Here is a 24,453-nt window from a genome sequence, read left to right on the forward strand (position 1 = left end):
AACCGCACAAACAGCACATTTGGTTTTTGCCGACACGCAAAGCCAACACTCAAAAAACCAAAAGAGCTGTTTTTTGCCAACGCTCGATAGAACTTAATAAATATGAGTACAGAACTAACAATTAATAATTTGCTTCCAGTTTTAACTACTGGGAAACTATCAGATAAAAATGCGACAATTCTAAACACAACTTTTGTAGGAATAGATTTTGGGACATCTACGACCGTTGTTAGTATCGCAGTTTTAGGAAAGAACAAAGAACCCCTGATTGTAAAACCTATTGAATTGAATCAAAAACTATCAGATGGTGCAATTTTTTCATCTTATAAAGTTCCTTCCGTCATTGCTTGGTACAATAACAACCTTATAGTTGGCGAAGGTGCAACAGGCATTATCAACAGAAACCTGCCACATACAAAAATCGGAACTGACCACAACGTTCATCAACTTATACAGCTGATTAATCAAATTAGCCAAACAGCAATTGCACAACAAAAACTGGATTTCCGTATCGAGAACATACACGTAATCCCCCTTATTGGCAACAAAAATAATTCCGAAAAATTTTCGGTTACCATCAAAGCCAAAAGTACTGTGCCATCTTTGAGTAATCTTAAGATTTGGATGGACAATATCAAAAATCAGCTGTCCAACCACACTGCCTTTACAATCAATTTGGTGATTCACATTGATTATCAATCGGGTAAAAAATAGCAATGAATCACTAAGTTCTTCCTTAATATATTGAGTAATTACACGGTTTTTTCAGCATAAAACAGCTATGGAGCATCCATATTTAAATTTGTTAATAATAAACATATTATGTATCTTTAGTCAAAATTAAACTAACACACTAACTATCAACCGGGTAATGCGTTCATTTGCATGAGTAGTATCTTGTTCATCAACGATTAAATCTTAGTTTGCATGGGCTAAGACGCATACATCAGGTAGGTATCGGCACTAATTTTTTTATGAACGAAATAACTAATGAGCTCAACGAGCAAGGATTTAGCATTAATCCGTCTACATTTTTTCTTGAAAGAAACGATGGGAATAATAATTTCAATACGCTTGATTTTTATGTGATTCATATTATTCTACAAAAAGCGAAAATAGCAGTGAATAACGTTACGTATGAATTACCTGCGGGAAGCTTGGTGTTTATCGGCCCGGGTAAAGAGATTTTTGTACACGATGGCTACGACCAAGAAGAAGCGGTGTACGTAATTGCTTTTTCTCTGTCGTTTTACGATCGCTCGATTACAGACGGTGTATTATTGAACTCCGAATTATTTTTTAACTGCGAGTCCGACTTGGTAATTTCTCCTGCCTCGCTCCCTACTGCAGAAATAAAAAAGCTGATTATTGACAGGCTAAATCTTTATAAGTCAAAAAATAACTCAGGATTTTATATAGCCACAGCACACAATTGTGTTGAGGCATTGTTGCTCGATGGATTACTACATATAGAAGAAAGACAATCCAATAAAGACAATTACAAAAAATTCACGTCTTTTGATGTAGTAAACCGATTCCGGGCATTGCTGCAGAAAAACTTCAAATCTGAACGAAAAGTTAGCTATTATGCCGATAAGCTCCATGTTACCCCAAGGAGACTTACAGAAATGACCGAAGAAATTTTAGGCAAATCTGCTAAACAATTGATTATAGAAAAGGTTGTGAACGAGAGCAGCATTCTTTTACAGCATTCGGCTCACACAGTTTCCGAAATCGCTTATACACTGGGGTTCAATGACGAAGGTAACTTTAGTAACTTTATTAAAACCCACACGCGAAAAAGCCCTAAAGAAATAAGAGAAAAACAGGCAATAATCAGTGATTAATTGTTTTATTATGCTTAATTTTATACAAAATGATTAATGTCATAAGTAATAAGATTAAAAAGAGTCATGTTTGTATACTAAATTAAAAACAAGCGTACGATGAAAGCATATAGTAAATATACCTCGTTTTTGGCAACCTTTCTCCTGTTTAGCTTTTATGGTTTTAAAAGTCACGCACAAAACAGTGTGACATTAAATATAAAACTATTCCCTATCCAAACATTGGTTGTAAATCCTGCACAGCAAGACATCACTTTACATTACGCAACCAAAGCAGACTACAACACCGGCGTTACTTCATTACAAAGCGACCACCTTACTATTTATAGCACCAGCGGATTTCAGGTAAAAGTTAACACCAACGAGAGCACAGCAAATGGCATTCCGCTGAGTACTATCTCCATTATTCCTTCTTCTGGTTCCAAACCCCTTGAGCAATCACATGTGGAATACCAAGAAAAAAGCTTGTCTAATGAAGAGCAACCTATTATTACGAGTACCACTGGCGGCGTAAACAAAAATTTCAACATCAGCTACAAAGGCTCAGGAGCTAACATGTATATCGACTATTCCAGTTCATCCACTACCGAAACATATAGTTATGATGTTGTTTATACCATAGTTTCTCAATGAGGTTAATCTTTTCTATAATGATTTGTTAATGTGCAATTGTAATTAAATCTTAACAGTAATAAAAGGTAAAAATTACAATTAAAAAACATCTTTTTACAACATCTGGCATGCTAAGGTCTCGTATCTTTGCACCTGTAAAAAACAATCGTTAACTAAATATCATTATCACCAAAACTATGAAAAAAATCATTTTATCATCTATGATGATAGCCTTCGGAATCGCTGCACAAGCACAAGAATCAGGAAATGTAACTTTGAATGTAAAACTAAATCCAATCCAAACATTAGTGGTTAACCCTGCACAAGAAACGGTTGATTTAGAATACCATACTGAGGAAGATTATGCTAACGGAGTTTCCTCAGGAACATTGGCAAAACACCTTACCGTTTTTAGCACAGGCGGATTTGCAGTATCTGTACAAGCATCAGGATCTGAGCTTGTTTCTACAGCTGCAGGATCAAACGGAAATATTGCTGCCAATTCAATCCAAATTGTTCCTTTCTATACTGGGTCAGCAACAGACGGAGAGGTAACAACAGTTGCATTATCTCAAAACAACCAAACAATTCTTACCTCAACATTTGGAGCAGTAGATAAAAAAATTGACATCGAATATAAAGGTTCAGGTGCAAATGCTTACATCAATAACTATGTAGCGAGCCAGTCACCAACCGTTTACACAACAGAATTAACCTACACAATTGTAGCGCAATAATAAGCAACGGCTTTATCATTAAAACCTATCAAAAGTGTTGCAGTTTTGCAACACTTTTTTTAATCAAATCAATACCTAACTGTCATGCAAAAACTCTTAACCCTCCTGATTACTTTGTTTGTTTGTGCAACAACCTACGCCCAAACAGGTGTTTCAGTTTCTCCTCCAAGGTTGTATTTTGAAACCGACCCAGGGCAAAGTAGTACCCAAAAAATATTGGTTAGCAATGTGAGTATTAACAATACTTTGGAGCTTGCCGTCAGTCTTGGCGATTGGAAATACAGCAACAAAGGTGAAAACTTGATGTTTCCTGCAGACAGCCTGGACACTTCATGTGCCAGCTGGGTGAGTATCCCACAGCAACACAACTACTTTTCTTTGCAGCCTGGCGAAAAAAAAGAAATAGAGGTTACCCTAACCACCCCAAATACATTGACAGGCGAAACACCTGTGCACACAGCCATGTTGTATGTTACACAGATGAATCCAATAGACGATGTGGACAGCCAGGGAGCGAATATCAGGGTATCGGTACGATCCGGAATTAAATTGTTTCACAAAACATTAGCCACACAACGAAGAAGTATAGAAATACAAAATCTTTTGTTCAATAAAAAGACCAAAAGAGTTGAGTTTCACTTTGAGAATACCGGAAACATCTGGGCAGATGGCATCATTTACCCTGAATTACTCAATACCGAAACAGGACAAAAAACAACCATCAAGCCTATTGTTTTTTACAGTATGCCTGATGATTACAGAGAAACCGATATCATATTGCCTGCCGACTTAGAAAAAGGGAATTATGTTGCAACAATTATCATTGATTATGGCGACGAAAATACCATAGAAATGGCCGAACTTACCTTTACTTATGATGAATAAGAAAATATATAGTTTGTTTTTTGGCATAATTTGCTCCTTGCAATTGTATGCACAAAATCTTACTTTTGAATACCAAAGTAGTCAAAATTATTTGCAAATAAACTCCTATTCTGGCAATACTGCTGAGCATGCTTATGTGGTAAAATTTACCGCCAATACCAGTTCACTCAACGTTCCTTTTTGGAAAATATCTGTGCGATTAGCTCAGCCTATCACTAACGGAAACCTCACCTTCCCTGCCAACAAAATAAGCTTACAACCCACTGGCACCGAAGGACAAACAGTTCCTGGCTCCATACCCACGATAGGTCAGATAGGCATGCCGTCAAACGTAACTTTGCAAGAAGGAAGCGAGGTTTTTTTGGTGCCACAATCTAACGCGCCACTCTATGTGAACACAACGCAAAGCGGTTATTACTTTAATTTTCATCTCAAATTTCGAATGGTGGTAGAAGGTGGTGCTTATTTAGCACAATTTCCGGCTTGGACAGACTTTTATGCCAATTTAATTTTTACTGCCTACGACCAACACAACGCCATCATTGGAACAATAGAGCCGGGTCCATGGAATTTTCAGATTGGTAACATTACTGGAACTATACCCACACCAACTCCTCAGTTTTCCATCGCAATAGACGGCAGTGCATCCAACGCCTTATTAGAGTTTAAGACAAAGTCGGACTATATCAATGGTGTGAGCGTATCCTATCCAAATGCTTTGGTCGTGAATGCTAATACAGACTATCAAGTAAGGGTAAAATCAATATATGGTTCATTTACATCCTACAATGATGCACTCCCTCTGGACATAATACAATTGCATTTAACCCCCTCAAATGACAATACTGCAACAGTTTACCCGATATGGCTTAGTACCAATCATCAAAAAATAGCAAGCGGTAACTCCACACAAGGCGCGCCTACTTTTTTTGATATTAATTATGCCAGTAAATCAAATGATGCCGACCTTATAACGTCTCAATCCGGACAATACTCGACCACTTTAGTTTATGAGATTACTCCACTATAAAAATAGCTAAGATAAATCATGCGTAGCTCATTGACCCTAAAAATAGTGTTTGTTTTTTGGCTCACAAGTATATGCTTTTCTTCCTACGCCCAACAAATAGCCATGGAAGTTAAGAGAGATACTTTGTCGAGCAGACACAATCTAATGGACCTTGTAGCTACACTGGAAAATAATGACAATCAAGCATTTGAAGGACATCTAAACATCAAAACTCCGGATGGTTTCCAAAGTGTTTCCGGCACACACATCGATGTGCAATTAGCGCCTGGGCAGCGAAGGTTTGTCCCTGTAAAAATAATGTATCGTGCCAAGGCTGAAGCCGGAACCTCACTGGTGGAGATAGATTTGCTTGACAAAAATAACAACGTATTACAAACAGACACTATCGGGCAAACCATCAAAGTGAACAATAGCATGCGCCTTTCTGCTCGATCTCCGATGGTTTTTATAAACAATGCTAACGACTCTTTAACTATTGAAGTTGCGGTGAGTAATCTTGGAAACCAAAATCAAGATGTGTCGGTAGTGTTTAGCATTCCCGGACTTACTGGCGAACGGAATTTTTTTGAAAAAAAAGGGATAGTTCCAATCCAAAAAGACAGTTTGTTTTCTTTCACGTTTATGCCATCCCAGGCCCTGTTAAACAGGCATCAGTTTACCATTAATGTAGCTGCAATGAGAGGCACAGATAAAGAGCTATTTGGAAACTTAAACATTACTGCCCAAAACATTTCTTCGTCCAGGAGATTTCAGGATCTGGAGGCTACGCGACAATCCCAATACCATCGCAGAAATAGTGTAACAGGCAGTTACCGAACTTTAGGAAATAATAATTCGGCTTATCAATTTTTTGGTTCCGGAGGTGTCAATTTGCCAGCAGGTTATTTGTTTGCCAATGGGAATATATACAAATCTAACCATGCAGATGAAGCTATCGTAAGCAATACCTATCTGGAGTATCACTTGGACAAACACCAGCTGAAAATTGGAAACATTCATCAGTCATCGGAAATCTCACTTTTCGGACGAGGAGCTGAGTTAAGCATAGCCGATGAAGATAACAGTTTGCAAGTGGGCTTTGTTGACCAAAATTTTAACCTAATTGCTCAAGACGCTTTCATGAAAAGAGGTCATGCTTTCTTTGCCAAAGGGATTTTGGGGGCATCCAACCCAAAAAATTTTGTCATGGGTAATTACATTTTTAAAGAAGATGTGATGGAACAGGCAAAACACCATGTGGTGGGCATTGAACGAGCAAAAATTTTCAATAAAGAATGGAGCATGACTGCAAAAATGCACGCTGGATTAAGTCATTATCACACCAAAAACAAAAATGAGCCTTCTGTCGCTTTAGAAACCAGGTATATGGGCGAAATAGGCGATTGGAAATTGTCGGGAAATTATTATTATAGTACCAATTATTTTCCAGGAAACCGCAGAGGAATGCTCCAAATACAGCAAAGTGCTTTTACAAAAATCTCAGCAAAACACACTGCATACGCCAATTTTAATTTGTTTGATTTTTCTCCAAAATCCCACACTTATGTGTCACAAATGAAATCTAAAAATCTTCGTTTTGAGGCAGGTGTAAATTTCCTGAACACCAATAATACTACGCTGAGGCTTGGCTATTTACATCAGGCTGAATCCGGAAATAGTTTCGGTGATTTTTCTGGGACGAGCAGGTTGATTTCATTAGACATGAGTGCCCATCGATTGAACCAAAATATCAATTGGCTGAGTCCAAACAACAAACATTCTGTTTTATTAACCTTAGAAGAGGGTTTTTCCAAAATTAGCGGACAGAAAAAGCTTCTTCCTCAGTTGAAGCTCACGAGTAACTATAGCTTTAAATGGCTCAATTCGAGTTTTACTTATCAATACGGGAGCTTTTACCTATCTGAATATTCTATGTCACAAAGGAGAACCAACGAAGAAGAAGAATTTCAACGATTAGCCTTCACATTATCTATTAATAATCAGTTCTTTAAAAACAAACTTTCTCTTAATTCTGGCATAGGATTTACCAAAGATTTTACTGTAGGACAAACACCCTCGGCTTTTATTAACGCACAATATTTTCCGCATCCGCAATACCGCATCTATGTTAACTCTTCGTGGTATCGCTATGATATGCAAAACAACAATTACTTCCCCGCTGCTTTTTCCAACAACACATTTGTGGTCGAAGTCGGATTAACCGTTAATTTTAAAGGGCAAGCACTCTCATCAGGTAAAAAAGGTAAGCTAACAGCGTTTGTATATCTGGACAAAAATGCTAACAATATTTTTGACGAAGGGGATGAAGTAGCCTCAGATTATTTAATCACTATCAACAAAACTACTTTCAAAACCGATTCAAATGGGATGATTTCCTACCAATCTTTACCTTACGAAAGTTACCAGATTAAGCCTACTGCACAAAAAGGCTGGTTTACATCTGGTTTTACCTACGAAGTAAATAAATATCAAAACGAAATTGAGATTCCATTGCACCAAAGCGGGACATTGTACGGAAAAATTCATTATGACTATGACCCCGTTACCGTACTGGATTTTGAGCCCAAGTACAGAGGTTTAATTTTCAATATTCACAGAAACGGGAGATTTATTCAACGGGTATCAACCAATGATGCTGGAGAGTTTGTTCTATTTTTACCACAAGGCGACTATCAGGTTTCGTTAGTGGAGAGTTCGTTACCCACCAACACTTACTGTAGCGAACTTGTGAAAGACATTTCTGTTAAATCAGGGCAAATTGCCAAAATTTCGCCTTTTGTTATCGAAGTAAAAGAAAGGAAAATCAATATCAAAAAATTTGGCTCTTAGTTGAATTATAATTTTGGCTTAACCAAAATACAAAAGAAAAGTATAATAGAAAATTGGAAAACATTTCTTGAATTTGATGGAGATGAAATAAAGATTTTCAATCCTGAAAACAAAAAATTTCTCAGTATAGAATTAACAGAAGAATTTATGATTAACAAAGAGGAAAAAGGACGAATTATATTTTATGAATTAACACCTTCTGAATAATAATAATACGTACTGCAGCTAATAACTAAGCTTTCGTCTTGCCCGGAGGGCACGAGATGAAAGCCCGTTGAACGGAACCGGAGTAGCTTATTACGTATTATGGAGTTTTCGAAGTGCAGCTTTAAGATATACTAGCAGTAATTTTACGATTACTGCTTTTTTTGTAGCAATAGTAGCTTCTAAACTGGAAAATGTAAGTTGGTGTTCTGTCTAAACCATTAATTATAGGCATAAAACGCTGCGTTATTAATACCTTATGAATTTATGAAATATTAACTATATTTGAAAGGAGTTTGTATACTTTTTTCACAGACTGACGTTATGTGCAACTTAAGACATACTGACAATCATAATTTTTCTAGTTTAGCAAAACCTACTGTCTTTCTATAATTATCGGGAGAAACACCTACTTTCTTCTTGAAAAACCTACTAAAATAAAATTCATCGTCATACCCAAGATTAGCTGCGATTTGTTTCAAAGGTTTTGAGGTTAAATATAGTTCGCGTTTAGCCTCTATAATAATTCTATTAGAAATTAACGAACTAGGTGTTTGCTGTAAATATTTTTTCACAATTCCAGCCAATGTTTTAGTGCTAACACATAAAACATCTGCATAATCTTTCGGAGAGTGTAACTCAGAATAATTCTTCTCAATAGAATCTACTAAATTTTGCAATATTTCAGATTGATCATCAGAAAATTTTGGCACTATATCTTTATTAGATTGTTTTTTTTGTCTCACAGCTTCTATTAAAAACACCTTTAAAAAAGCCACAAGAACCTCATGCTGAGCAATAGAATCTCTATCCATTTCTTTTGAAATTTGGTCTATAAGGTTAAAAAACAACGCTTTTTCAGAAATTTTAAAATGTGGTAATCCATGAAAGTTGTTAAAAAGAACGCCTTCTGTTTCAATTTCATTTTGATGACGATATGTACAAAAAAAGTCAGGGTGAAAATTTAATAACCAGCCTTGACAAGGTTCTTCAGAAGAAATCATAAATGGTTGATAAGGCGACAAGCAAATCATTTGATAACCTTGCAGTTCATAATTAGAAAGATCTACACTTAACTTATAGTTGCTTGCGTTAAGTAAAATAATAGAATAATAATTTTTTCTTTGTAAATGATCAAATTGATTAAGATTTTCAAACCTTTCTAGTCTAAATGCTAGTTCACCATTTTGCTTATCAACAATAATTTGAGCCATAAGAGTCTATTTCTTTTTTAATGTTACGTATTAAAAAGACAGGAGTGTTTGTTACACTCCTGTCTAAAGATAACAATTATTTCGAAGCTATGATGTCTATTTTTTGAATTGCTGATGCTTCAAAACCATCTAAAAGAACAGGCGCATTTTCCATAAGTGCAGCTGCAACTTTTCCTGTTAAATGTGCATCTCTACCAGAATCATCTGCAAAAGTATCAAAGATTGCATATGTAGTAGCATCTATTTTTATAGCATACCAAGATAAAGTTTTTGGCTCGTCACCAACTAATTGTTTGCCGACATTAAGGAAGTTTTCAACATCTGTTGTCTTTGCTTCTTTAGATTTCATAATAACAAGCAAACCCTTGTTTTGCAATCCGGATTTATGATTAGATGCTAATACATCTACTGCTTGAATATCTGTGCTAGGATCAAAGTTGTCTAATAAATCACCTGCATTTGCTAATAATGCCTTCGCAACTTCGCCTGTTAAATGTGCTTGTCTTCCTTCTTCTACTTCAAAAGTATCATAAATACCAAAAGTATTATTATCTATTTGAAAGGCAAACCAAGATACTGTTTGAGGTTCTTGATTTACTAATGCTAATCCACCAAGTAAGAAGTTTTTGACGTCTTGTTCTTTTCCTGTTTTTGCTTTCATAATTACTAATAATCCGATAGTTTCTTTTTTTGTACTGTTCATAATGTTTGTGTTTTTAGATTTTGAAAATGTTTGAATTGTAAATCCTAGTAGAAAAACTAGGAATGCTAATTTTAATGGAACTTTAGTTTTCATCGTTTCTTGTTTATTTGTTACAGTGCAAATTTGAGACGAAACAAAAGACTATGGAATGGATGTTTATTGCTAACGCATGGACAATTTTCAAAAAAAGCAATACTATTGAATCCAGTATGCACATAACAAAGAACTGAGTTAAAAAACTTGTTGAATTAAAAAGTTCACTTACCTTTGCGAGTGAATACTAACTAATGGTTTGTATAGTGAATATATATTATGGAAAAGTTTAGCAATAGGCAAATAGAAATAATGGAAGCGGCTACAAACAGGATTTCAAAATTTGGAATTCAAAATTTGACCATTAAAACACTTGCCGAAGATATCGGCCTATCTGAACCGGCATTGTACCGGCACTTTAAGAGCAAAAATGAAATCCTGCTGAATTTATTGGAATATTTCCAAACGGAAATGAGAAACCGCATTCAGTCTATTCCATTTGAACCCAATGCTACTGAAGGAGATAAACTAAGGAAGATTTTCCATTCGCAACTGCAAACCTTTTCTGATAAGCCGGCAATAGTCAGTGTTATTTTTGCCGAAAGCATCTTTCATTACGATGATGGGCTGAGTAAAAAGGTATCGGAAATTATAAATATGATGCAGGAATTTGTAAACGCAAATGTCGATGCAGGTCAAAAAAACGGGACATATAAGAAACTAATCGGTACTTCTACAATCACGACCATCATTATAGGGGCAATGAGAATGGCGGTTTTGAAATGGAAATTATCAGGACATAAATCAAATTTGGTAAAAGACGGAAAAACAGTCCTGAATGGAATTTTAAAAATGATTGAAAACAAATAAATACAATTTAAGCAATGAAAAAAACGATTTTATTAGGAATGAGCGTAATGCTTTTTTGGAGTTGTAACAATACAGGAAAAACAACGCCTTCCGAAGAAACAGAAGTACAGACAGAAAACCACGCAACGCACCAACACGCTGAAAGTGCCGATGCCGTTGAACTCGACAATGGCGAAAAGTGGCTTGTGAATGAAGAAATGAAACCCTTTGTACTGAAAGGCGAAGAATTGGTCAGCACCTATATCCAAGATAATCAAACGGATTTCAAAGCCCTTGCCGAGCAACTGAAAGACCAAAACACCCAGCTCATAAAAAGCTGTACAATGACGGGAAAAAGCCACGATGAATTACACAAATGGCTGCATCCGCATCTTGAAATCGTGAAAACATTGGAAAATGAAACAGATGCCACAAAAGCAAATGAAGTTGTAGCTCAATTACAACATTCTTACAAGGAATATCACGAATATTTTCAATAAAATTTAAGACCATATGATTTGGAGGGGACTATTTGCGCCATTAGTATTGATAGGTTTACTAACAGCCTGTACGAAATCAAATAACGGAGAACAGGCTTTGCAAAATCAGATCGATAGCCTGAAAACGAAATTAGAAAATGCTTACAAGCCCGGCTTTGGAGATTTTATGGGGAAGGTGCAAACCCGCCACAGCAAGCTGTGGTTTGCCGGAGTGAACGAAAACTGGGAATTGGCAGAATTTGAAATGCACGAGCTTGAAGAGGTTATCGAAGATATCCGAACCGTTTACCCTAATCGGGAAGAAACACAGTCTTTGCCTATCATCGAACCGAGCCTCGAAACTGTAAACAATGCGATTAAACAACGAGATGCAGAAGTATTTAAAAAAGGATATTTAACACTTACAAATGCTTGCAACAGTTGTCATCAAGCAACAAAAGTGGAGTTCATAAAAATTAAAACGCCTACAATTCCGCCATACAGCAATCAGGATTTTATGAAATTGGTCAACAATGATAGAATAGAATAATAATTTTAAAAAGTAGATTTTTGAAAATTAAAAATGTAACAATTGCCGGAACGGGAGTTTTAGGTAGTCAAATCGCTTTTCAATCAGCATTTAAAGGATTTAATGTTTCGATTTATGACATTAACGATGACGCATTAGAAAAAGCAAATGAAAGACTTATTGTCTTAAAAGGGCGGTATGTTGAAGATAATTATGGTACGAAAGAAGAGGTTGACAATGCCTACAATCGTATTTCACAATACACCGATCTAGCAAAAGCTGTAGAACATGCAGATTTGGTCATTGAGGCAGTACCGGAATTGCTTCCTATAAAACAAGATTTCTACACGAAATTGTCAGCGGTGGCGAATGAAAAAACCATTTTTGCATCCAATTCATCTACGATGACACCGAGTCAGATTGTAGATTTCACAGATCGCCCTGAAAAGTATTTGCATCTGCATTTTGCGAATGAAATATGGAAACTTAATATTGCCGAAATCATGAAGCATGAACGTACTTCAGACGAGGTGTTTGAGACTATAATTGAGTTTGCTAAAGATATTGCCATGATTCCGATTCTACTTCATAAGGAGCAGCCTGGCTATGTTTTAAATACGCTTTTGGTTCCTTTCCTGAAGGCGGCTATGCAATTAGCTGCTGATGGAGTTGCTGATCCAAAAGTGGTTGATAAGACTTGGATGATTTCCACAGGTGCTCCAATTGGACCATTTGCATTTTTAGATATTATCGGACCAAACACGCCGTATAATTTGTACAAAGCATGGGGTGATCAAGGAGATGAGCTATCCGCTAAGGTTGCTGCATGGATTAAGTCGGAATACTTAGATAAAGACAGAATGGGAACGGCTAATGGAAAAGGTGTATATGATTATCCGAATCCAGCTTATCAAACGCCAGATTTTTTAAAATAATTTAGTTCAGTAATTGTGCCATCAAAGACGATGGCACAATTTGCAACCTATTCGATCAATCAAAAAAATAACACAATTAAAAATAAATTATGGAAAAAATTATCATCCCAACGGTAAGCGTTTTGGCGACAGGTACTGACTTTGCAGCCAAGCAAATGCAAGCCAATGCCAACGAAGTAATGCCACTTCATCACGCCAATTTAGAATCCATTCTTTTTATTTATGAAGGAGAATGCATCCTGCAAATGAATGACGAAGAACTTTTGCTAAAACCGGGTGAGGCGGTGGTTATTCCACCACTTATCAAGCACCAAATCAAAGCAGTAAAGGATTATAAAGGGATTCATTTTATGCCCAAAGACATCAAGTTTGAGTTTTTTAAAAATGTTTAATGTTTATTTTCAATCTTTATTGTGATATGAGTTTTAAAAGTCAACTTTATGAAGCCAATCCCTTATATCGAATATACAAAGCTGGAGGCAAGACACCTGCGTTCAGACAAGTGGTTTTATATGTCGCATCTCAGCAATGCCTGTGCTTCTGAAGATGCGCACCGAACATCGGCTTATGCTATTTGTCTGCTGAGTGAAGGCGAACTACAACTGGAATCTGATTTGTTCGTGCATAAAACCAAAGCTCCTGCCATCTTTACCCTTGCACCTTCGGCGATTCGGAAATTTACAGATCTCGGGTCAGCCTATGATGCACAGATTTTGTTCTTTCGGAAAGAAGTTTTTTTGGAAGGACAAACGGATATTACTTATTTAGATAAATTTGATTTCTTTGAAAAAACGGGCGAACAAGTAATTAAATTGGATGATGCACTTTTTGGTCAGTTTAAATCTTATTTTGAATTAATTCATCAAAAATCAACTGAAAGCGCACCCCATACTTCGGCAATTATCAGAAGTTTGATTTATATTATTCTCAATGAAATTGATGATGCGCACCAAAAACAAAATCCGGATACCGATCAGGAAACGGATAAAAATGCGCATATCCTCACGCAATTTAAAAGTCTGCTGTCTGAACATTTTATAGAAGAAAGAGAAGTGTCGTTTTATGCGGATAAATTGCACTTGACGCCTAAATATTTCTCAACGCTCATCAAAGAAGTCAGCGGTAAAACTGCCGGTGCCTGGATCAATGAGATGGTTTTATTAGAAGCCAAAGTCCGATTGCAAAACCATAAACAAAACATCGCCCAAATTGCTTACGACCTCAATTTCTCTGACCCTTCGCATTTCGGCAAATTCTTCAAAAAACACGCCGGCGTAAGTCCAAAGGAATACAGAGAGGCTTAAGAAAGCCTCAAAAACCGACTTTCGTACCGTTATTTCCTACTTACGGCTCTTTGATATTGCTGAGGACAACGGGATCTTTATGCTAATGAAATATAAATTCAAATAAACACAAACAACGATGACTAAAATAATTTCAAATTTCAGGTTATTCATATATGTTGTTTTGCTGCCATTACTCGTCTTCACGTCTTCTTGTTCCTCAATGAGGGAATTGCCAAAATACGGTTTTTCAGAAGGGATTTACAATGCCTAATTAGAGAAGAAAGGAAAAAGAGAAAAAGTGTATGTAGATGTTTTTCCGGATTCACTCGAAATTTATCAGTTAGAAACCGTTGACGGAAAGAAGATCGTGAATACCACGCAAAAAACAATAGTATCTATCCCGGAAGAGTCAAAGAAGATAGACAACAGAACTTTGCATTTCACCAAACACACGCTCGATTTGGATATATTGACCTTTCCGGTGAAATACCGATTTTCGTCGGGAGGAATTCCTCCACAAGTAGGCTCATCCTTATCGGCAACGCTTTACTTAGGATATAGGGGTGATGATTTTGTTGTTCGTTATAAGAAAACCCCACTTGGAAATTATAAAAAAAGTACCAATCATTTCGGTCATAGCTTTGGTGTTTTTTTCGGATTTTCTTCCGCAGACATTAGATCGGAATATACAAATGGGCACGTTAAAAATAGATATTCCGGTTTTGCATTAACTAGCGGGGGCGCGTTTCTTGTTGGAATAAATAATTTCACAGTTGGTTTTGCCGTTGGCTTTGACAGTTTGTTAGACAAGAATAGATCGCACTGGATCTACCAAAACCAACCTTGGTTGGGATTAACTATTGGAATGGGGCTTCAATAGTCTAACAGAAATCAAAAAACCTCGAAATCCGACTTTTATACCATTACCCCCTACTTTCAGCTCTTCCAAAAGGCTGAGTCTGTTCCTATCTTAGTATTGAACAAAAAAGAAGTATTAATCATTAAAAAAAATAAAGATGAAAACAATAAGAATTCAATTAGAAACCCTTACCTGCCCGAGTTGTATCAACAAAATTGAAGGGGTACTTAATAAACAAACCGGAGTGGATGAAGCGAAGGTAATGTTTAACTCAAGTAAAGTGAAAATAACCTATAACGAGGAAGAAACCAATCCTGAAGAAATCTCTGCAATAATAGAGAAACTGGGATATCCTGTTTTATCATAATTTATAGTAGCAATGAATATAAACACAAAAACTAGAAATATATTAACCCTGGTTTCTGGCGGATTGCTGTTGGCGGCTTTGGCCGTGTACCTATTAACCCCCGGAAGCCTTGCACAAGACATCATTTTGATTGTTGCCGCGATTCTTGCGGGAGTTCCCATTGCAATAAAGGCTTTTCAAGCACTTCGAATGAAAGCTTTCAGCATTGATTTGCTGGTAACGATCGCCGTGGTTGGTGCAATGATTATCGGTGAATACACAGAAGCCGCAGTCGTTTCGTTTCTGTTTTTGTTTGGTCACTACCTAGAAGGACGTACCTTACAAAGAACAAGAGCCTCCTTAAAATCGCTGATGGATATGGCGCCGCTTGAAGCTACAATTTTAAAAAACGGCGAACGCATCACCATCCCTGCGGAGGAAGTGCAAATAGGCGATCACGTCATTGTACAACCCGGAGGAAGAATTCCCGTGGACGGAAAAGTGATTACGGGACAGTCTTTAATTAACCAAGCAGCTATTACTGGTGAATCGGTTCCTGTAAATAAAACCAAAGGCGATCAGGTGTTTAGCAGTACGGTTTCGGACAACGGATATTTGGAAATCCTCGCTGAAAAAGTGGGCGACGACACGACTTTTGCTAAAATCATCGAATTGGTGGAAGAAGCACAAGAAACCAAAGCCAAAACGCAAAAATTTATGGAGCGATTTGCCGCTTATTACACCCCGGGAATTATTATTCTCTCGGTGATAGTTGGCCTCATCACGCTGAATGTTCACTTGGCATTAACCTTTTTGGTAATCGCTTGTCCAGGTGCTCTGGTTATTTCAGTACCGGTGTCCATTGTTGCCGGAATCGGGAATGGTGCCAAAAATGGAATCCTTATCAAAGGTGGAGATAAAATGGAAAATCTTGCCAAAGTAAACACCCTTGTATTTGATAAAACAGGAACACTTACAAAAGGAAAACCCGAGGTAACAGATATTAAAGCCTATGGAATTTCAGCTGATGAATTATTGCAATTAACAGCTGAAGTGGAAGTTACTTCTGAACACCATCTCGGTAAAACCATCGTCAAAAAAGCCGAAGAAAAAGAACTCAAATTAGTGCATAATCCATCAGATGTGGAAATTATGAAAGGACACGGTCTGCGAGCAATGTTAAACGGCCAACAGATTTATGTCGGAAATAAATCAGGTGCTGAAAAACTCGGAATTGCCATTGACATTGAAGCAAATGAATATATGCTTCAACAGCAAAAAAATGGAAACACTTCGGTTTTTATTACAAGAGACAAAGAAGTAATTGGGATTATTTCTATTGCCGATCAGGTTCGGGAAGAAGCTCCTGCAACTATGGATCAATTGCGAAAAACCGGAATCAACGACTTAATGATGCTCACTGGTGATAATGAATTGGTTGCCCAAAAAGTAGCCCATCAATTGGGAATCGACAAGGTTTATGCGGAATTACTCCCCGAAGACAAAGTGAGTAAAGTTACTGAACTTAAAACCTCAGGACGAAATGTGGCGATGATTGGTGATGGAATTAACGATGCCCCCGCAATTGCCACCGCAGATGTTGGAATTGCAATGGGTGGAACAGGAACCGATGTAACAATGGAAACAGCGGATATCATTCTGATGTCTGACAAATTAGATAAACTGCCTTATGCCATCAAACTCGCCAAAGCTACCATCCGCAATATGAAGCAGAACACTTACTTTTCTTTGATTACCGTTGCGTTGTTGTTGGTGGGGGTTTTGACTGATAAAATTCATCTGGCATCTGGGATGTTGATCCACGAAATAAGTGTGATCCTGGTTATTGTGAATGCCGTTCGTTTGGTAAGATTCCCGAAGTATCAGTTGCGGTTTAAATTACTGGATTTTAAAACCAAAACAAGAAAGGAGTAAGATGAAATATCACTGTCCGCATAGGTTTAAGATTCTTCCGACTTATATACCAAAACCACCTACCAATGTCCTTAATAAAAGCAAGTTCAATAATTAGCTTTGTACAAGTAAAAATTCAATAACATTCAAAAATATACAACTATGAAAACAATAAAAAGATTAAAAATGAGATTGGTCAAAACCGTGCTCTTAATGGGAGCAATGATAGCTTTTTCAGCACCCGCGTTTGCGCACTGTGATTCGTATGACGGTCCGGTAATTCAAGATGCGTATAAAGCTTTGGAAAAGGAAGAAGCGAAATATGTGATGAAGTGGATTGACACCGAGCACGAAGCGGAAATAAAGCAACTTTTTGACAAGACGATTGGCTTAAAAAATGGCGATGCGGAAATTTATAAGATTGTAGAAAAACATTTTTTGGAAACGTTGGTTCGTTATCACCGTGAAACCGAGGGTGCGCCATACACTGGTTTAAAACCTGCGGGCACTACTGCACCTATCGTGCAAATGGCAGATAATTCAATTGAAAAAAAAGATGTAAAAACTTTGCTTAACAATCTGGACAAACACATTCGAACAGTCATCCAAGAAAAGTATGATAAAGTAATGAAATTGGAAAAGGTAAAAGACAATTCCGTTACTGAAGGAAGAGCATATGTAGCTGCTTATGTTGATTACACCCACACTCTGGAAGCATTGGAAGCAGTAATATCGCACGAAGGTGGTCGTCAACATTAATAATCAAGTTTGTTCGAAATTAATTAGGAAAAAGTTGTGTATCGGAAGTCGGCACACAACTTTTTTGTTTGAAATTCAACATCATAAAAATAGTGATTCTATTTGTTGGAAAATGCTGATTAAAGAATTTAATTCGTAAGTTGTAACTAAGAATTTACAGACTGGAAGATTGGATAAAATGGAAGATGCCTCGGCTCGGATTGACACTTAAATTTCATCCTCTATTTATAACAAATTCACAACGAAATTTTATTATTACCAACATCTTTAAAAGCATCCTTAAAAGAAGGTAAAGTTTAATTTACAAATATAAATTATGACCTCCCACAACATCCCCAAACACTTGACCGGCCTCTCAGAAGAAGAACTAAAAATTTCCCGAAACAAATTTGGTTTCAACCAAGCAGACAACATTAAAAAAAGTGCCTGGTACACGATGCTATTGGACATCCTGAAAGAGCCGATGTTACTTTTGCTCATTGCCGTGGCGATTATTTATGTGATTGTGGGCAATTATTCCGAAGCAATTTTTATGTTGGGAGCGATTATAGCCGTTTCGGGTATTTCGTTCTATCAGGACAATCGCAGTAAAATGGCATTGGAAGCCTTGGAAAAACTGAACGAACCGCTCAGTACCGTTATCCGAAATTCAAAAGTAATACGAATCCCTACCCACGAAATTGCCGTGGGCGACTTGTGCATTACCGAAGAAGGAAAGATGATCAATGCGGATGGTGAGATTGTGCACAGCAATGATTTTTCGGTCAATGAAGCATCGCTAACAGGGGAAAGCTTTTCGGTGTTCAAAAGTCAGGAAACCGAAGACAGAAAAATATATAGCGGTTCGTTGACCGTTTCTGGACTGGCGGTTTTCAAAGTGGAAAAAATCGGTGCGGAAACCAAGCTGGGAAAAATCGGACAATCCATTCAGAAGATCAAAGGAGAGCAATCACCCTTGCAAATCCAGATTACAAAATTTGTCAAATGGATGGCAATCATCGGCATTGTTGTTTTTTTATTAGTTTGGGCATACAGTTTTTGGCAATCAAGAGATATTATTGAAAGTTTATTGGTTGGACTGACTTTGGCGATGTCCATTTTGCCGGAAGAAATCCCTGTGGCTTTTACCACTTTTATGGCATTGGGAGCCTGGAAACTGATGCGAGAAGGAATTATCATCAAGCGAAGCAGTGTAGTAGAAACATTGGGGAGTACCACGGTGATCTGCGCAGACAAGACTGGCACCATTACCGAAAACTCAATGCACTTGAAAGCTTTGTTCGATTATAAATCCAACAATATTTTTGACGAAGCTGATTTTAACTCACCCGAACTTTCAGAACTCATTGCGTTTGCGATGTGGAGTAGTGAACCTGTTCCGTTTGATCCGATGGAGAAAACGCTGCATCAGGTTTATGAACAAACTCAAGCTGATGACCAACGGAAGAACTTCCAAATGATACACGAATATCCCTTGGAAGGAAAACCACCGATGATGACCCATCTTTTTGAAAATGGATTGGGAGAGCGAATAATAGCCGCCAAAGGTGCTCCCGAAGCCATACTTGCCGTATCCAATCTCTCAGAAGGCGAAAAAGAAAAAATGCGTCAGCATATCAGCGATTTTGGCAAACAGGGCTATCGGGTATTGGGTGTAGCCAAGTCAAATTTTGAAGAAAATGATTTCCCTGAAAAACAACGGGATTTCAACTTTGAATTCTTAGGATTTACCGTGTTTTACGACCCACCAAAGAAAAATATTCAGGAAGTATTCCAAAAAATATACGATGCCGGAATTAAAGTAAAGGTGATTACAGGCGATAATGCCGATACCACTAATGCTATTGCCCGGCAAGCGGGAATTATCAATGAAACTCCGGCTGTAAACGGAGCAGAAATTATCCACCACACCGAAACGGAATTGATTGAACTTTCAAAGAAAACAACTTTATTCACTCGGATGTTTCCAGAAGCAAAATTAGCGATGGTCAATGCGTTCAAAAAAGACGGCGAAGTCGTGGCGATGCTGGGCGATGGAGTAAATGATGCTCCTGCACTGAAAGCCGCTCATATTGGTGTAGCAATGGGAAGCAAAGGAACGGAAATAGCCAAAGCAGCAGCTTCATTAGTGATTACCAATGATGATTTGGACAAACTCATCACAGGAATTGCAGCAGGGAGACGAATTTATGCCAATATCAAAAAAGCCATTCAGTATATTATCTCCATTCATATTCCGATTATTCTGACCGTTTCGCTGCCTTTGTTTTTGGGGTGGATTTATCCGCATATTTTTACGCCGGTACACGTTATTTTTTTAGAATTGGTAATGGGGCCAACCTGCTCCATAGTCTATGAAAATGAACCGATGGAAAAAAACACGATGCAGCAGAAGCCAAGAAAAATGACCGAAACATTCCTGAATATAAAAGAATTGGCTATCAGCATTGTTCAAGGATTGGTAATTACCGCAGGTGTATTGTTCGCTTATCAATGGGCAGTTCAGAATGGTGGCAATGAAGAAACCACAAGAGCTATGGTGTTCACAACTTTGATTTTCGCTAATGTATGGTTGAGTTTGGTTAACCGTTCATTTGTTTACAGTATATTCGAAAGTTTTAAAAATAAAAACAACTTATTCCCACTTGTTATCGGAGCAACTTTAGTATTACTCTTTTCCATTTTATATATTCCGCCATTTGCTAAATTCTTTCAGGTAGCAGAACTGAATATAAAAGAATTAGGAATCGCAATGTTGATTGCAGCAATATCGGTATTGTGGTTTGAGGTATATAAGTGGATTAAAAGAAGAAAGTAAATCAGTGATTTTTCAGAGAAAGGTATTGTGTACGTCCCTGATATAGGTTGGTGAATTAATAGATAGACCTTAGAGCTTGTTGTGTACTTTTTTTAAAAACTATAGCTAGAGGAAAGAGTAATGATAGCGATCTGGTTTAAGCTTTTTATATAATTAAGAGTGATAACATGAAACTAAGTTCTTCGTTTATTCTTTGCTATGTTAAAAGCATTGGATTATTTCTTTGTAAATGGAATTTATCCTAATTTTGTCGTCAATTGCATAGAATAAGCCATGGTGACATCACTGATTGAACTTAGAAAAATTAAACTTAATGAAAGTCTCGTCCTCCCTCTAGCAGAAAAAATAAATGCTGGTTTTCCGAGTCCAGCTGAAGATTTTTTGGATCTGAGTATTGATTTAAACAAAGAGTTTATTAAGCATCCGGATGCTACATTTTTTGGTAAGGTTAGTGGTGACAGTATGATTGATGCAGGTCTTGATAATGGTGACTTACTTATTATTGATAAAAGCTTGGAACCCAAAAACAATAGTATTGCTGTTTGTTTTTTAGATGGTGAATTCACCGTTAAGCGTGTTTTGCGTGAGGAGGATAAATTGTGGCTAGTTGCTGAAAATAAAAATTACCAACCCATTCCTGTTTATCCTGAAAATGATTTTATCATTTGGGGAGTTGTCACGACAGTGATTAAAAAAATTCTGTAATGTTTGCCTTGGTGGATTGTAATAATTTTTATGCATCATGTGAGCGTGTTTTTAATCCGAATTTACGAAACCAGCCTATTGTTGTACTCTCTAATAACGACGGCTGTGTCATTGCGAGAAGCAATGAAGCAAAGGCACTTGGTGTTCCTATGGGAGCGCCAGCATTTAAATTTGAAAGACTATTCAAGCAGAAAAATATCAAAGTATTCTCATCAAATTATGCGCTTTATGGGGACATGAGCGCGCGAGTGATGAATATCCTCGGAGAATTTACACCAGATATTGAAATCTATAGCATAGATGAATCCTTTCTATACTTCAAGGGTTTTGATAAAATTGGTCTAGAAGCACATTTACAGCAGATGAAAAAATGTGTTGAGAAGTCAACCGGAATCCCGATTAGCATTGGTGTGGCTCCCACAAAAACACTCAGCAAAGTGGCCAACAGGATTAGCAAAAAATTCCCGCAACGCACAGGTGGAATTTACATGATTAAAACAGAAGAGCAGCGCCTTAAAGCATTGCGATGGCTTCCCATCAAGGATATTTGGGGCATTGGCAGGCAGCACCAGAAGCGCTTGGAGGCCTTAGGCTTACAAAGAGCGGAAGCCTTTACACAACTTAATGATGATTGGGTTAGAAAGCATATGAGCGTTGTTGGCTTGCGTCTTAAAAAAGAGCTTGAAGGCGAACAAACATTAAGTTTGGAAGGCTTTGTTGATAAAAAGGCAATTGCTACCACGCGTTCCTTTGATTATGAATATAAGGACTTGAGCTATATTACAGAGCGCATCTGTAGTTTCACCATTGTGTGTGGTGAAAAATTACGCCGACAAGAGAGTTGTTGTCAAACGATTTATGTCTTTTTAAGAAGTAACCGATTTAATGAAAAGGCTGCATCATACAGTAAAGGTATTAGTGTACAACTGCCCTACCCTACAAATTCAAGTCTTGATTTGGTGAAGTTTGCAAAAAAAGCTTTGCATAAAATTTATAAACCTGGTATTGCTTATAAAAAAGCAGGTGTTATTGTTTCTAAACTAACACCTCAAAGCGCTAAGCAGACTGCACTTTTTACAGAAGAAAATCCAAAGCATTTTCCATTGATGCAACAGATTGACATTCTCAATCAGAGTTATGGTAAACATACTGTTAAGTTTGGCAACCAAGATCTAAAACACAGGTGGAAGATGCACCAGGATCATCTTAGTCAAAATTACTCAACAAAACTGGATGACATCATTGAGATTAAAGCTATTTAGGTTTATGATCTTTATTAGTTAACTGAGAGTTATCTAATGATTTGTTTTTTACTTGTTTTCACCACAGCATTTTGTTGTGCCACGTTTTTACTTTTTTACAGAGTCTATTTCAGTTTTTAAAGAAATTATTATTTTGTTTTTTTCGTTTAGGTGATGTTGAGTCTGAATTAGTGAATCGTTTTTTTCAGATATTGCTTTATGTAATTTTTCTATGTTGGGTGTTTCTTTATTTGATTCCGAAATATTCGTAAGAAACCAACCTAAAAAAGCACCAAAAACTAAAAATATAAAGTTTATAAAATGTTTATTGTTTAAATCGAAAAGAGTTTTTTCTTTTATGTCGGAATCTAGTTTTTTGTCAAATTCTTTGTTTTCCAAATATTGTTTTATTCCAATTTTATTTATATCGTATATATCTTCAGAGTTAGCTACATATATATTATTATGTCTTTCTATTTTTATAAGTCCGTTTGATTTTAAAAAAGATATTCCTTGGTCATATAATTTGGATGTTTCTTTGTTGGTAACTATAAAGTCTTTTTTTATTAAATCCGATATTATTAAATCAATTTCTTTATATAATTCTTTTGTCATAAGTTTGAGTGAGTTCAAATGGTTGCCAACGGTCTCGGCTATGCGTAGTGCGGGATTTTAAGATAAATATTCTTAGAGAACGCAAATTTGATTTACCTGAGTAGCTTCTGACGAAGCTAAAAAGCAGGCATTGCGGCTATGCAATGTTGGCGGTAGTTCTTACTCTCCAAGATTTAATTCGCGCTGAAATTCGTTGAGATACATTGATAGATGTAAACCATCAACTAATCCATGATGTGCTTCAATTGAAATTGGAAGAAGCTTTTGGTCATTTTGCACAAAGAATTTTCCAAAGGTAATTTTAGGAACTGATTCAGTTTTATCAAAATTTGTTGGATGAAGCAATGCAGTAAACTTGTGCCATGGGAACGTCGAATGGCGAATCAAATTCTTTTTAATATCATCATTGTTGAGACGAAGACCGGTGGAATTATTCACAGCGGCAATTTCGGATTGCAATTCCAGATTGAAGCTTGCGAAGTCTTTTGAAAAATTTACAAATGCAAAACCAAATGTTCCATCTGACCTTCCTATCGTAGTTCCGGCATGAATTTCATCGAACAACACAACATTTTGATCAACAATTCTGAGTTTTAGTTCTTCGACTGAATTGACAGCTTTCATGGATTTAAATAAGTAATATGCAAAGAATGAATAGCCGTTTTCTTTACAGTATGCGTAAGCTTTCGAGCAATCGACCTCGGTTACGATTCCAAAATAAGGACTCGTCATCTTAGAGAAAAACTCAAAATGTTCACGACGGTTCCAATTTTCAATGTCAATCTTTTTCATCATGGATGGATCATGCAGCTTTAGAATTACCGCCAACGAGTTTGGCTATGGTTTCGTTGCGTGAAAATCCGCTAGGATTTTCCGCCGCAAACCGAAGATAGCAAATTTGCGAGAACTTTCCGCGAGCAAAGTCAGAAGCAATGAACTATAGCCGGTGTGCCTGTTGCACAAGTATTGTTAAAGGTACATTTTTTTCGTATCTTACTGTATGCAAGGAAAGAAGAATTATCAA

The 24,453-nt window shown here is 37.0% G+C and carries 25 protein-coding genes; 21 read left to right on the forward strand and 4 right to left on the reverse strand.

Translation table 11 applies throughout. The annotated features are described in order from the left end of the window. The first annotated feature begins 102 nt into the window (after nt 1-102). The 8 genes from RBU60_RS10445 to RBU60_RS10480 all read left to right on the forward strand — a co-directional run bounded on the left by RBU60_RS10445 (nt 103) and on the right by RBU60_RS10480 (nt 8,147). Nucleotides 103-714 carry a hypothetical protein gene (locus tag RBU60_RS10445; protein ID WP_308864900.1) on the forward strand — a complete coding sequence of 204 codons (612 nt, stop codon included), beginning with the start codon at nt 103-105 and terminating at the stop codon, nt 712-714. A gap of 260 nt (nt 715-974) precedes the next feature. Continuing rightward, nucleotides 975-1,847 (forward strand): AraC family transcriptional regulator, encoded by an 873-nt coding sequence (locus RBU60_RS10450; RefSeq protein ID WP_308864902.1) that lies wholly within the window; start codon nt 975-977, stop codon nt 1,845-1,847. A gap of 129 nt (nt 1,848-1,976) precedes the next feature. Next, nucleotides 1,977-2,480 (forward strand): hypothetical protein, encoded by a 504-nt coding sequence (locus RBU60_RS10455; RefSeq protein ID WP_308864904.1) that lies wholly within the window; start codon nt 1,977-1,979, stop codon nt 2,478-2,480. 200 nt (nt 2,481-2,680) lie between these two features. Beyond that, nucleotides 2,681-3,196, forward strand: a complete 516-nt coding sequence (locus tag RBU60_RS10460; RefSeq protein ID WP_308864905.1) for a hypothetical protein — start codon at nt 2,681-2,683, stop codon at nt 3,194-3,196. Nucleotides 3,197-3,280: 84 nt separating this feature from the next. Then, nucleotides 3,281-4,081 (forward strand): fimbrial biogenesis chaperone, encoded by an 801-nt coding sequence (locus tag RBU60_RS10465; RefSeq protein ID WP_308864906.1) that lies wholly within the window; start codon nt 3,281-3,283, stop codon nt 4,079-4,081. Beyond that, entirely contained in the window at nt 4,071-5,111 is a 1,041-nt protein-coding gene (locus tag RBU60_RS10470; protein WP_308864907.1) for a hypothetical protein, read from the forward strand. Before RBU60_RS10465 ends, RBU60_RS10470 begins: the two co-directional genes overlap by 11 nt. Before the next feature lie 144 nt (nt 5,112-5,255). Further along, nucleotides 5,256-7,940, forward strand: a complete 2,685-nt coding sequence (locus RBU60_RS10475) for a hypothetical protein (protein WP_308864908.1) — start codon at nt 5,256-5,258, stop codon at nt 7,938-7,940. After that, nucleotides 7,941-8,147, forward strand: a complete 207-nt coding sequence (locus RBU60_RS10480; RefSeq protein ID WP_308864911.1) for a hypothetical protein — start codon at nt 7,941-7,943, stop codon at nt 8,145-8,147. Nucleotides 8,148-8,494: 347 nt separating this feature from the next. Here the strand turns inward: RBU60_RS10480 and RBU60_RS10485 are convergent, their stop codons facing one another. Both RBU60_RS10485 and RBU60_RS10490 read right to left on the reverse strand, forming a co-directional pair. Then, nucleotides 8,495-9,358 (reverse strand): helix-turn-helix domain-containing protein, encoded by an 864-nt coding sequence (locus RBU60_RS10485; protein WP_308864913.1) that lies wholly within the window; start codon nt 9,356-9,358, stop codon nt 8,495-8,497. 76 nt (nt 9,359-9,434) lie between these two features. Next, nucleotides 9,435-10,154 carry a putative quinol monooxygenase gene (locus RBU60_RS10490; RefSeq protein ID WP_308864915.1) on the reverse strand — a complete coding sequence of 240 codons (720 nt, stop codon included), beginning with the start codon at nt 10,152-10,154 and terminating at the stop codon, nt 9,435-9,437. Nucleotides 10,155-10,373: 219 nt separating this feature from the next. On the opposite strand from RBU60_RS10490, the gene RBU60_RS10495 reads away from it, so the two are divergent. The 13 genes from RBU60_RS10495 (at nt 10,374) to RBU60_RS10555 (ending at nt 22,835) form a co-directional block, all read left to right on the forward strand. Next, nucleotides 10,374-10,964, forward strand: a complete 591-nt coding sequence (locus RBU60_RS10495; RefSeq protein WP_008992701.1) for a TetR/AcrR family transcriptional regulator — start codon at nt 10,374-10,376, stop codon at nt 10,962-10,964. Between the two features lie 14 nt (nt 10,965-10,978). After that, nucleotides 10,979-11,443 carry a hypothetical protein gene (locus RBU60_RS10500; protein ID WP_308864917.1) on the forward strand — a complete coding sequence of 155 codons (465 nt, stop codon included), beginning with the start codon at nt 10,979-10,981 and terminating at the stop codon, nt 11,441-11,443. 13 nt (nt 11,444-11,456) lie between these two features. Next, nucleotides 11,457-11,972 carry a hypothetical protein gene (locus RBU60_RS10505; RefSeq protein ID WP_308864918.1) on the forward strand — a complete coding sequence of 172 codons (516 nt, stop codon included), beginning with the start codon at nt 11,457-11,459 and terminating at the stop codon, nt 11,970-11,972. Between the two features lie 20 nt (nt 11,973-11,992). Beyond that, entirely contained in the window at nt 11,993-12,886 is an 894-nt protein-coding gene (locus RBU60_RS10510; protein WP_308864920.1) for a 3-hydroxyacyl-CoA dehydrogenase, read from the forward strand. Between the two features lie 89 nt (nt 12,887-12,975). Further along, on the forward strand, nt 12,976-13,278 hold the full coding sequence (locus RBU60_RS10515; RefSeq protein WP_227695751.1) for a cupin domain-containing protein: 303 nt from the start codon (nt 12,976-12,978) through the stop codon (nt 13,276-13,278). A gap of 48 nt (nt 13,279-13,326) precedes the next feature. Continuing rightward, nucleotides 13,327-14,190 carry a helix-turn-helix domain-containing protein gene (locus RBU60_RS10520; RefSeq protein WP_308864923.1) on the forward strand — a complete coding sequence of 288 codons (864 nt, stop codon included), beginning with the start codon at nt 13,327-13,329 and terminating at the stop codon, nt 14,188-14,190. Nucleotides 14,191-14,470: 280 nt separating this feature from the next. Next, nucleotides 14,471-15,052 (forward strand): hypothetical protein, encoded by a 582-nt coding sequence (locus RBU60_RS10525; RefSeq protein ID WP_308864924.1) that lies wholly within the window; start codon nt 14,471-14,473, stop codon nt 15,050-15,052. A 136-nt stretch (nt 15,053-15,188) separates the two neighbouring features. Beyond that, complete coding sequence (locus RBU60_RS10530) at nt 15,189-15,398, forward strand: heavy-metal-associated domain-containing protein (RefSeq protein WP_093366831.1); 210 nt, start codon at nt 15,189-15,191, stop codon at nt 15,396-15,398. A 12-nt stretch (nt 15,399-15,410) separates the two neighbouring features. After that, entirely contained in the window at nt 15,411-17,312 is a 1,902-nt protein-coding gene (locus RBU60_RS10535; protein ID WP_308864926.1) for a heavy metal translocating P-type ATPase, read from the forward strand. Between the two features lie 141 nt (nt 17,313-17,453). Continuing rightward, nucleotides 17,454-18,050 carry a DUF6448 family protein gene (locus RBU60_RS10540; protein ID WP_308864928.1) on the forward strand — a complete coding sequence of 199 codons (597 nt, stop codon included), beginning with the start codon at nt 17,454-17,456 and terminating at the stop codon, nt 18,048-18,050. 316 nt (nt 18,051-18,366) lie between these two features. Continuing rightward, nucleotides 18,367-20,868, forward strand: a complete 2,502-nt coding sequence (locus RBU60_RS10545; protein ID WP_308864930.1) for a cation-translocating P-type ATPase — start codon at nt 18,367-18,369, stop codon at nt 20,866-20,868. 273 nt (nt 20,869-21,141) lie between these two features. Beyond that, entirely contained in the window at nt 21,142-21,573 is a 432-nt protein-coding gene (locus RBU60_RS10550; RefSeq protein ID WP_308864931.1) for a LexA family protein, read from the forward strand. After that, nucleotides 21,573-22,835, forward strand: a complete 1,263-nt coding sequence (locus RBU60_RS10555; protein ID WP_308864933.1) for a Y-family DNA polymerase — start codon at nt 21,573-21,575, stop codon at nt 22,833-22,835. Before RBU60_RS10550 ends, RBU60_RS10555 begins: the two co-directional genes overlap by 1 nt. An 87-nt stretch (nt 22,836-22,922) precedes the next feature. On the opposite strand, the gene RBU60_RS10560 is transcribed toward RBU60_RS10555, so the two are convergent. Continuing rightward, nucleotides 22,923-23,429, reverse strand: coding sequence for a hypothetical protein (locus RBU60_RS10560; protein ID WP_308864934.1), 507 nt, complete (start codon nt 23,427-23,429; stop codon nt 22,923-22,925). A 159-nt stretch (nt 23,430-23,588) separates the two neighbouring features. Continuing rightward, complete coding sequence (locus tag RBU60_RS10565; RefSeq protein WP_308864935.1) at nt 23,589-24,224, reverse strand: chloramphenicol acetyltransferase; 636 nt, start codon at nt 24,222-24,224, stop codon at nt 23,589-23,591. Nucleotides 24,225-24,453: the final 229 nt, after the last annotated feature.

It is taken from the genome of Mesonia profundi (assembly GCF_031085155.1).
Taxonomy (GTDB): Bacteria; Bacteroidota; Bacteroidia; order Flavobacteriales; family Flavobacteriaceae; genus Mesonia; species Mesonia profundi.

Coding starts and splice junctions, on each gene's coding strand:
- RBU60_RS10445 (WP_308864900.1), top strand. CDS start 103: ATGAGTACAGAACTAACAATTAATAATTTGCTTCCAGTTTTAACTACT.
- RBU60_RS10450 (WP_308864902.1), top strand. CDS start 975: ATGAACGAAATAACTAATGAGCTCAACGAGCAAGGATTTAGCATTAAT.
- RBU60_RS10460 (WP_308864905.1), top strand. CDS start 2,681: ATGATGATAGCCTTCGGAATCGCTGCACAAGCACAAGAATCAGGAAAT.
- RBU60_RS10465 (WP_308864906.1), top strand. CDS start 3,281: ATGCAAAAACTCTTAACCCTCCTGATTACTTTGTTTGTTTGTGCAACA.
- RBU60_RS10470 (WP_308864907.1), top strand. CDS start 4,071: ATGATGAATAAGAAAATATATAGTTTGTTTTTTGGCATAATTTGCTCC.
- RBU60_RS10475 (WP_308864908.1), top strand. CDS start 5,256: ATGGACCTTGTAGCTACACTGGAAAATAATGACAATCAAGCATTTGAA.
- RBU60_RS10485 (WP_308864913.1), bottom strand. CDS start 9,358: ATGGCTCAAATTATTGTTGATAAGCAAAATGGTGAACTAGCATTTAGA.
- RBU60_RS10490 (WP_308864915.1), bottom strand. CDS start 10,154: ATGAAAACTAAAGTTCCATTAAAATTAGCATTCCTAGTTTTTCTACTA.
- RBU60_RS10495 (WP_008992701.1), top strand. CDS start 10,374: ATGGAAAAGTTTAGCAATAGGCAAATAGAAATAATGGAAGCGGCTACA.
- RBU60_RS10500 (WP_308864917.1), top strand. CDS start 10,979: ATGAAAAAAACGATTTTATTAGGAATGAGCGTAATGCTTTTTTGGAGT.
- RBU60_RS10505 (WP_308864918.1), top strand. CDS start 11,457: ATGATTTGGAGGGGACTATTTGCGCCATTAGTATTGATAGGTTTACTA.
- RBU60_RS10515 (WP_227695751.1), top strand. CDS start 12,976: ATGGAAAAAATTATCATCCCAACGGTAAGCGTTTTGGCGACAGGTACT.
- RBU60_RS10520 (WP_308864923.1), top strand. CDS start 13,327: ATGAAGCCAATCCCTTATATCGAATATACAAAGCTGGAGGCAAGACAC.
- RBU60_RS10530 (WP_093366831.1), top strand. CDS start 15,189: ATGAAAACAATAAGAATTCAATTAGAAACCCTTACCTGCCCGAGTTGT.
- RBU60_RS10535 (WP_308864926.1), top strand. CDS start 15,411: ATGAATATAAACACAAAAACTAGAAATATATTAACCCTGGTTTCTGGC.
- RBU60_RS10540 (WP_308864928.1), top strand. CDS start 17,454: ATGAAAACAATAAAAAGATTAAAAATGAGATTGGTCAAAACCGTGCTC.
- RBU60_RS10545 (WP_308864930.1), top strand. CDS start 18,367: ATGACCTCCCACAACATCCCCAAACACTTGACCGGCCTCTCAGAAGAA.
- RBU60_RS10550 (WP_308864931.1), top strand. CDS start 21,142: ATGGTGACATCACTGATTGAACTTAGAAAAATTAAACTTAATGAAAGT.
- RBU60_RS10555 (WP_308864933.1), top strand. CDS start 21,573: ATGTTTGCCTTGGTGGATTGTAATAATTTTTATGCATCATGTGAGCGT.
- RBU60_RS10560 (WP_308864934.1), bottom strand. CDS start 23,429: ATGACAAAAGAATTATATAAAGAAATTGATTTAATAATATCGGATTTA.
- RBU60_RS10565 (WP_308864935.1), bottom strand. CDS start 24,224: ATGATGAAAAAGATTGACATTGAAAATTGGAACCGTCGTGAACATTTT.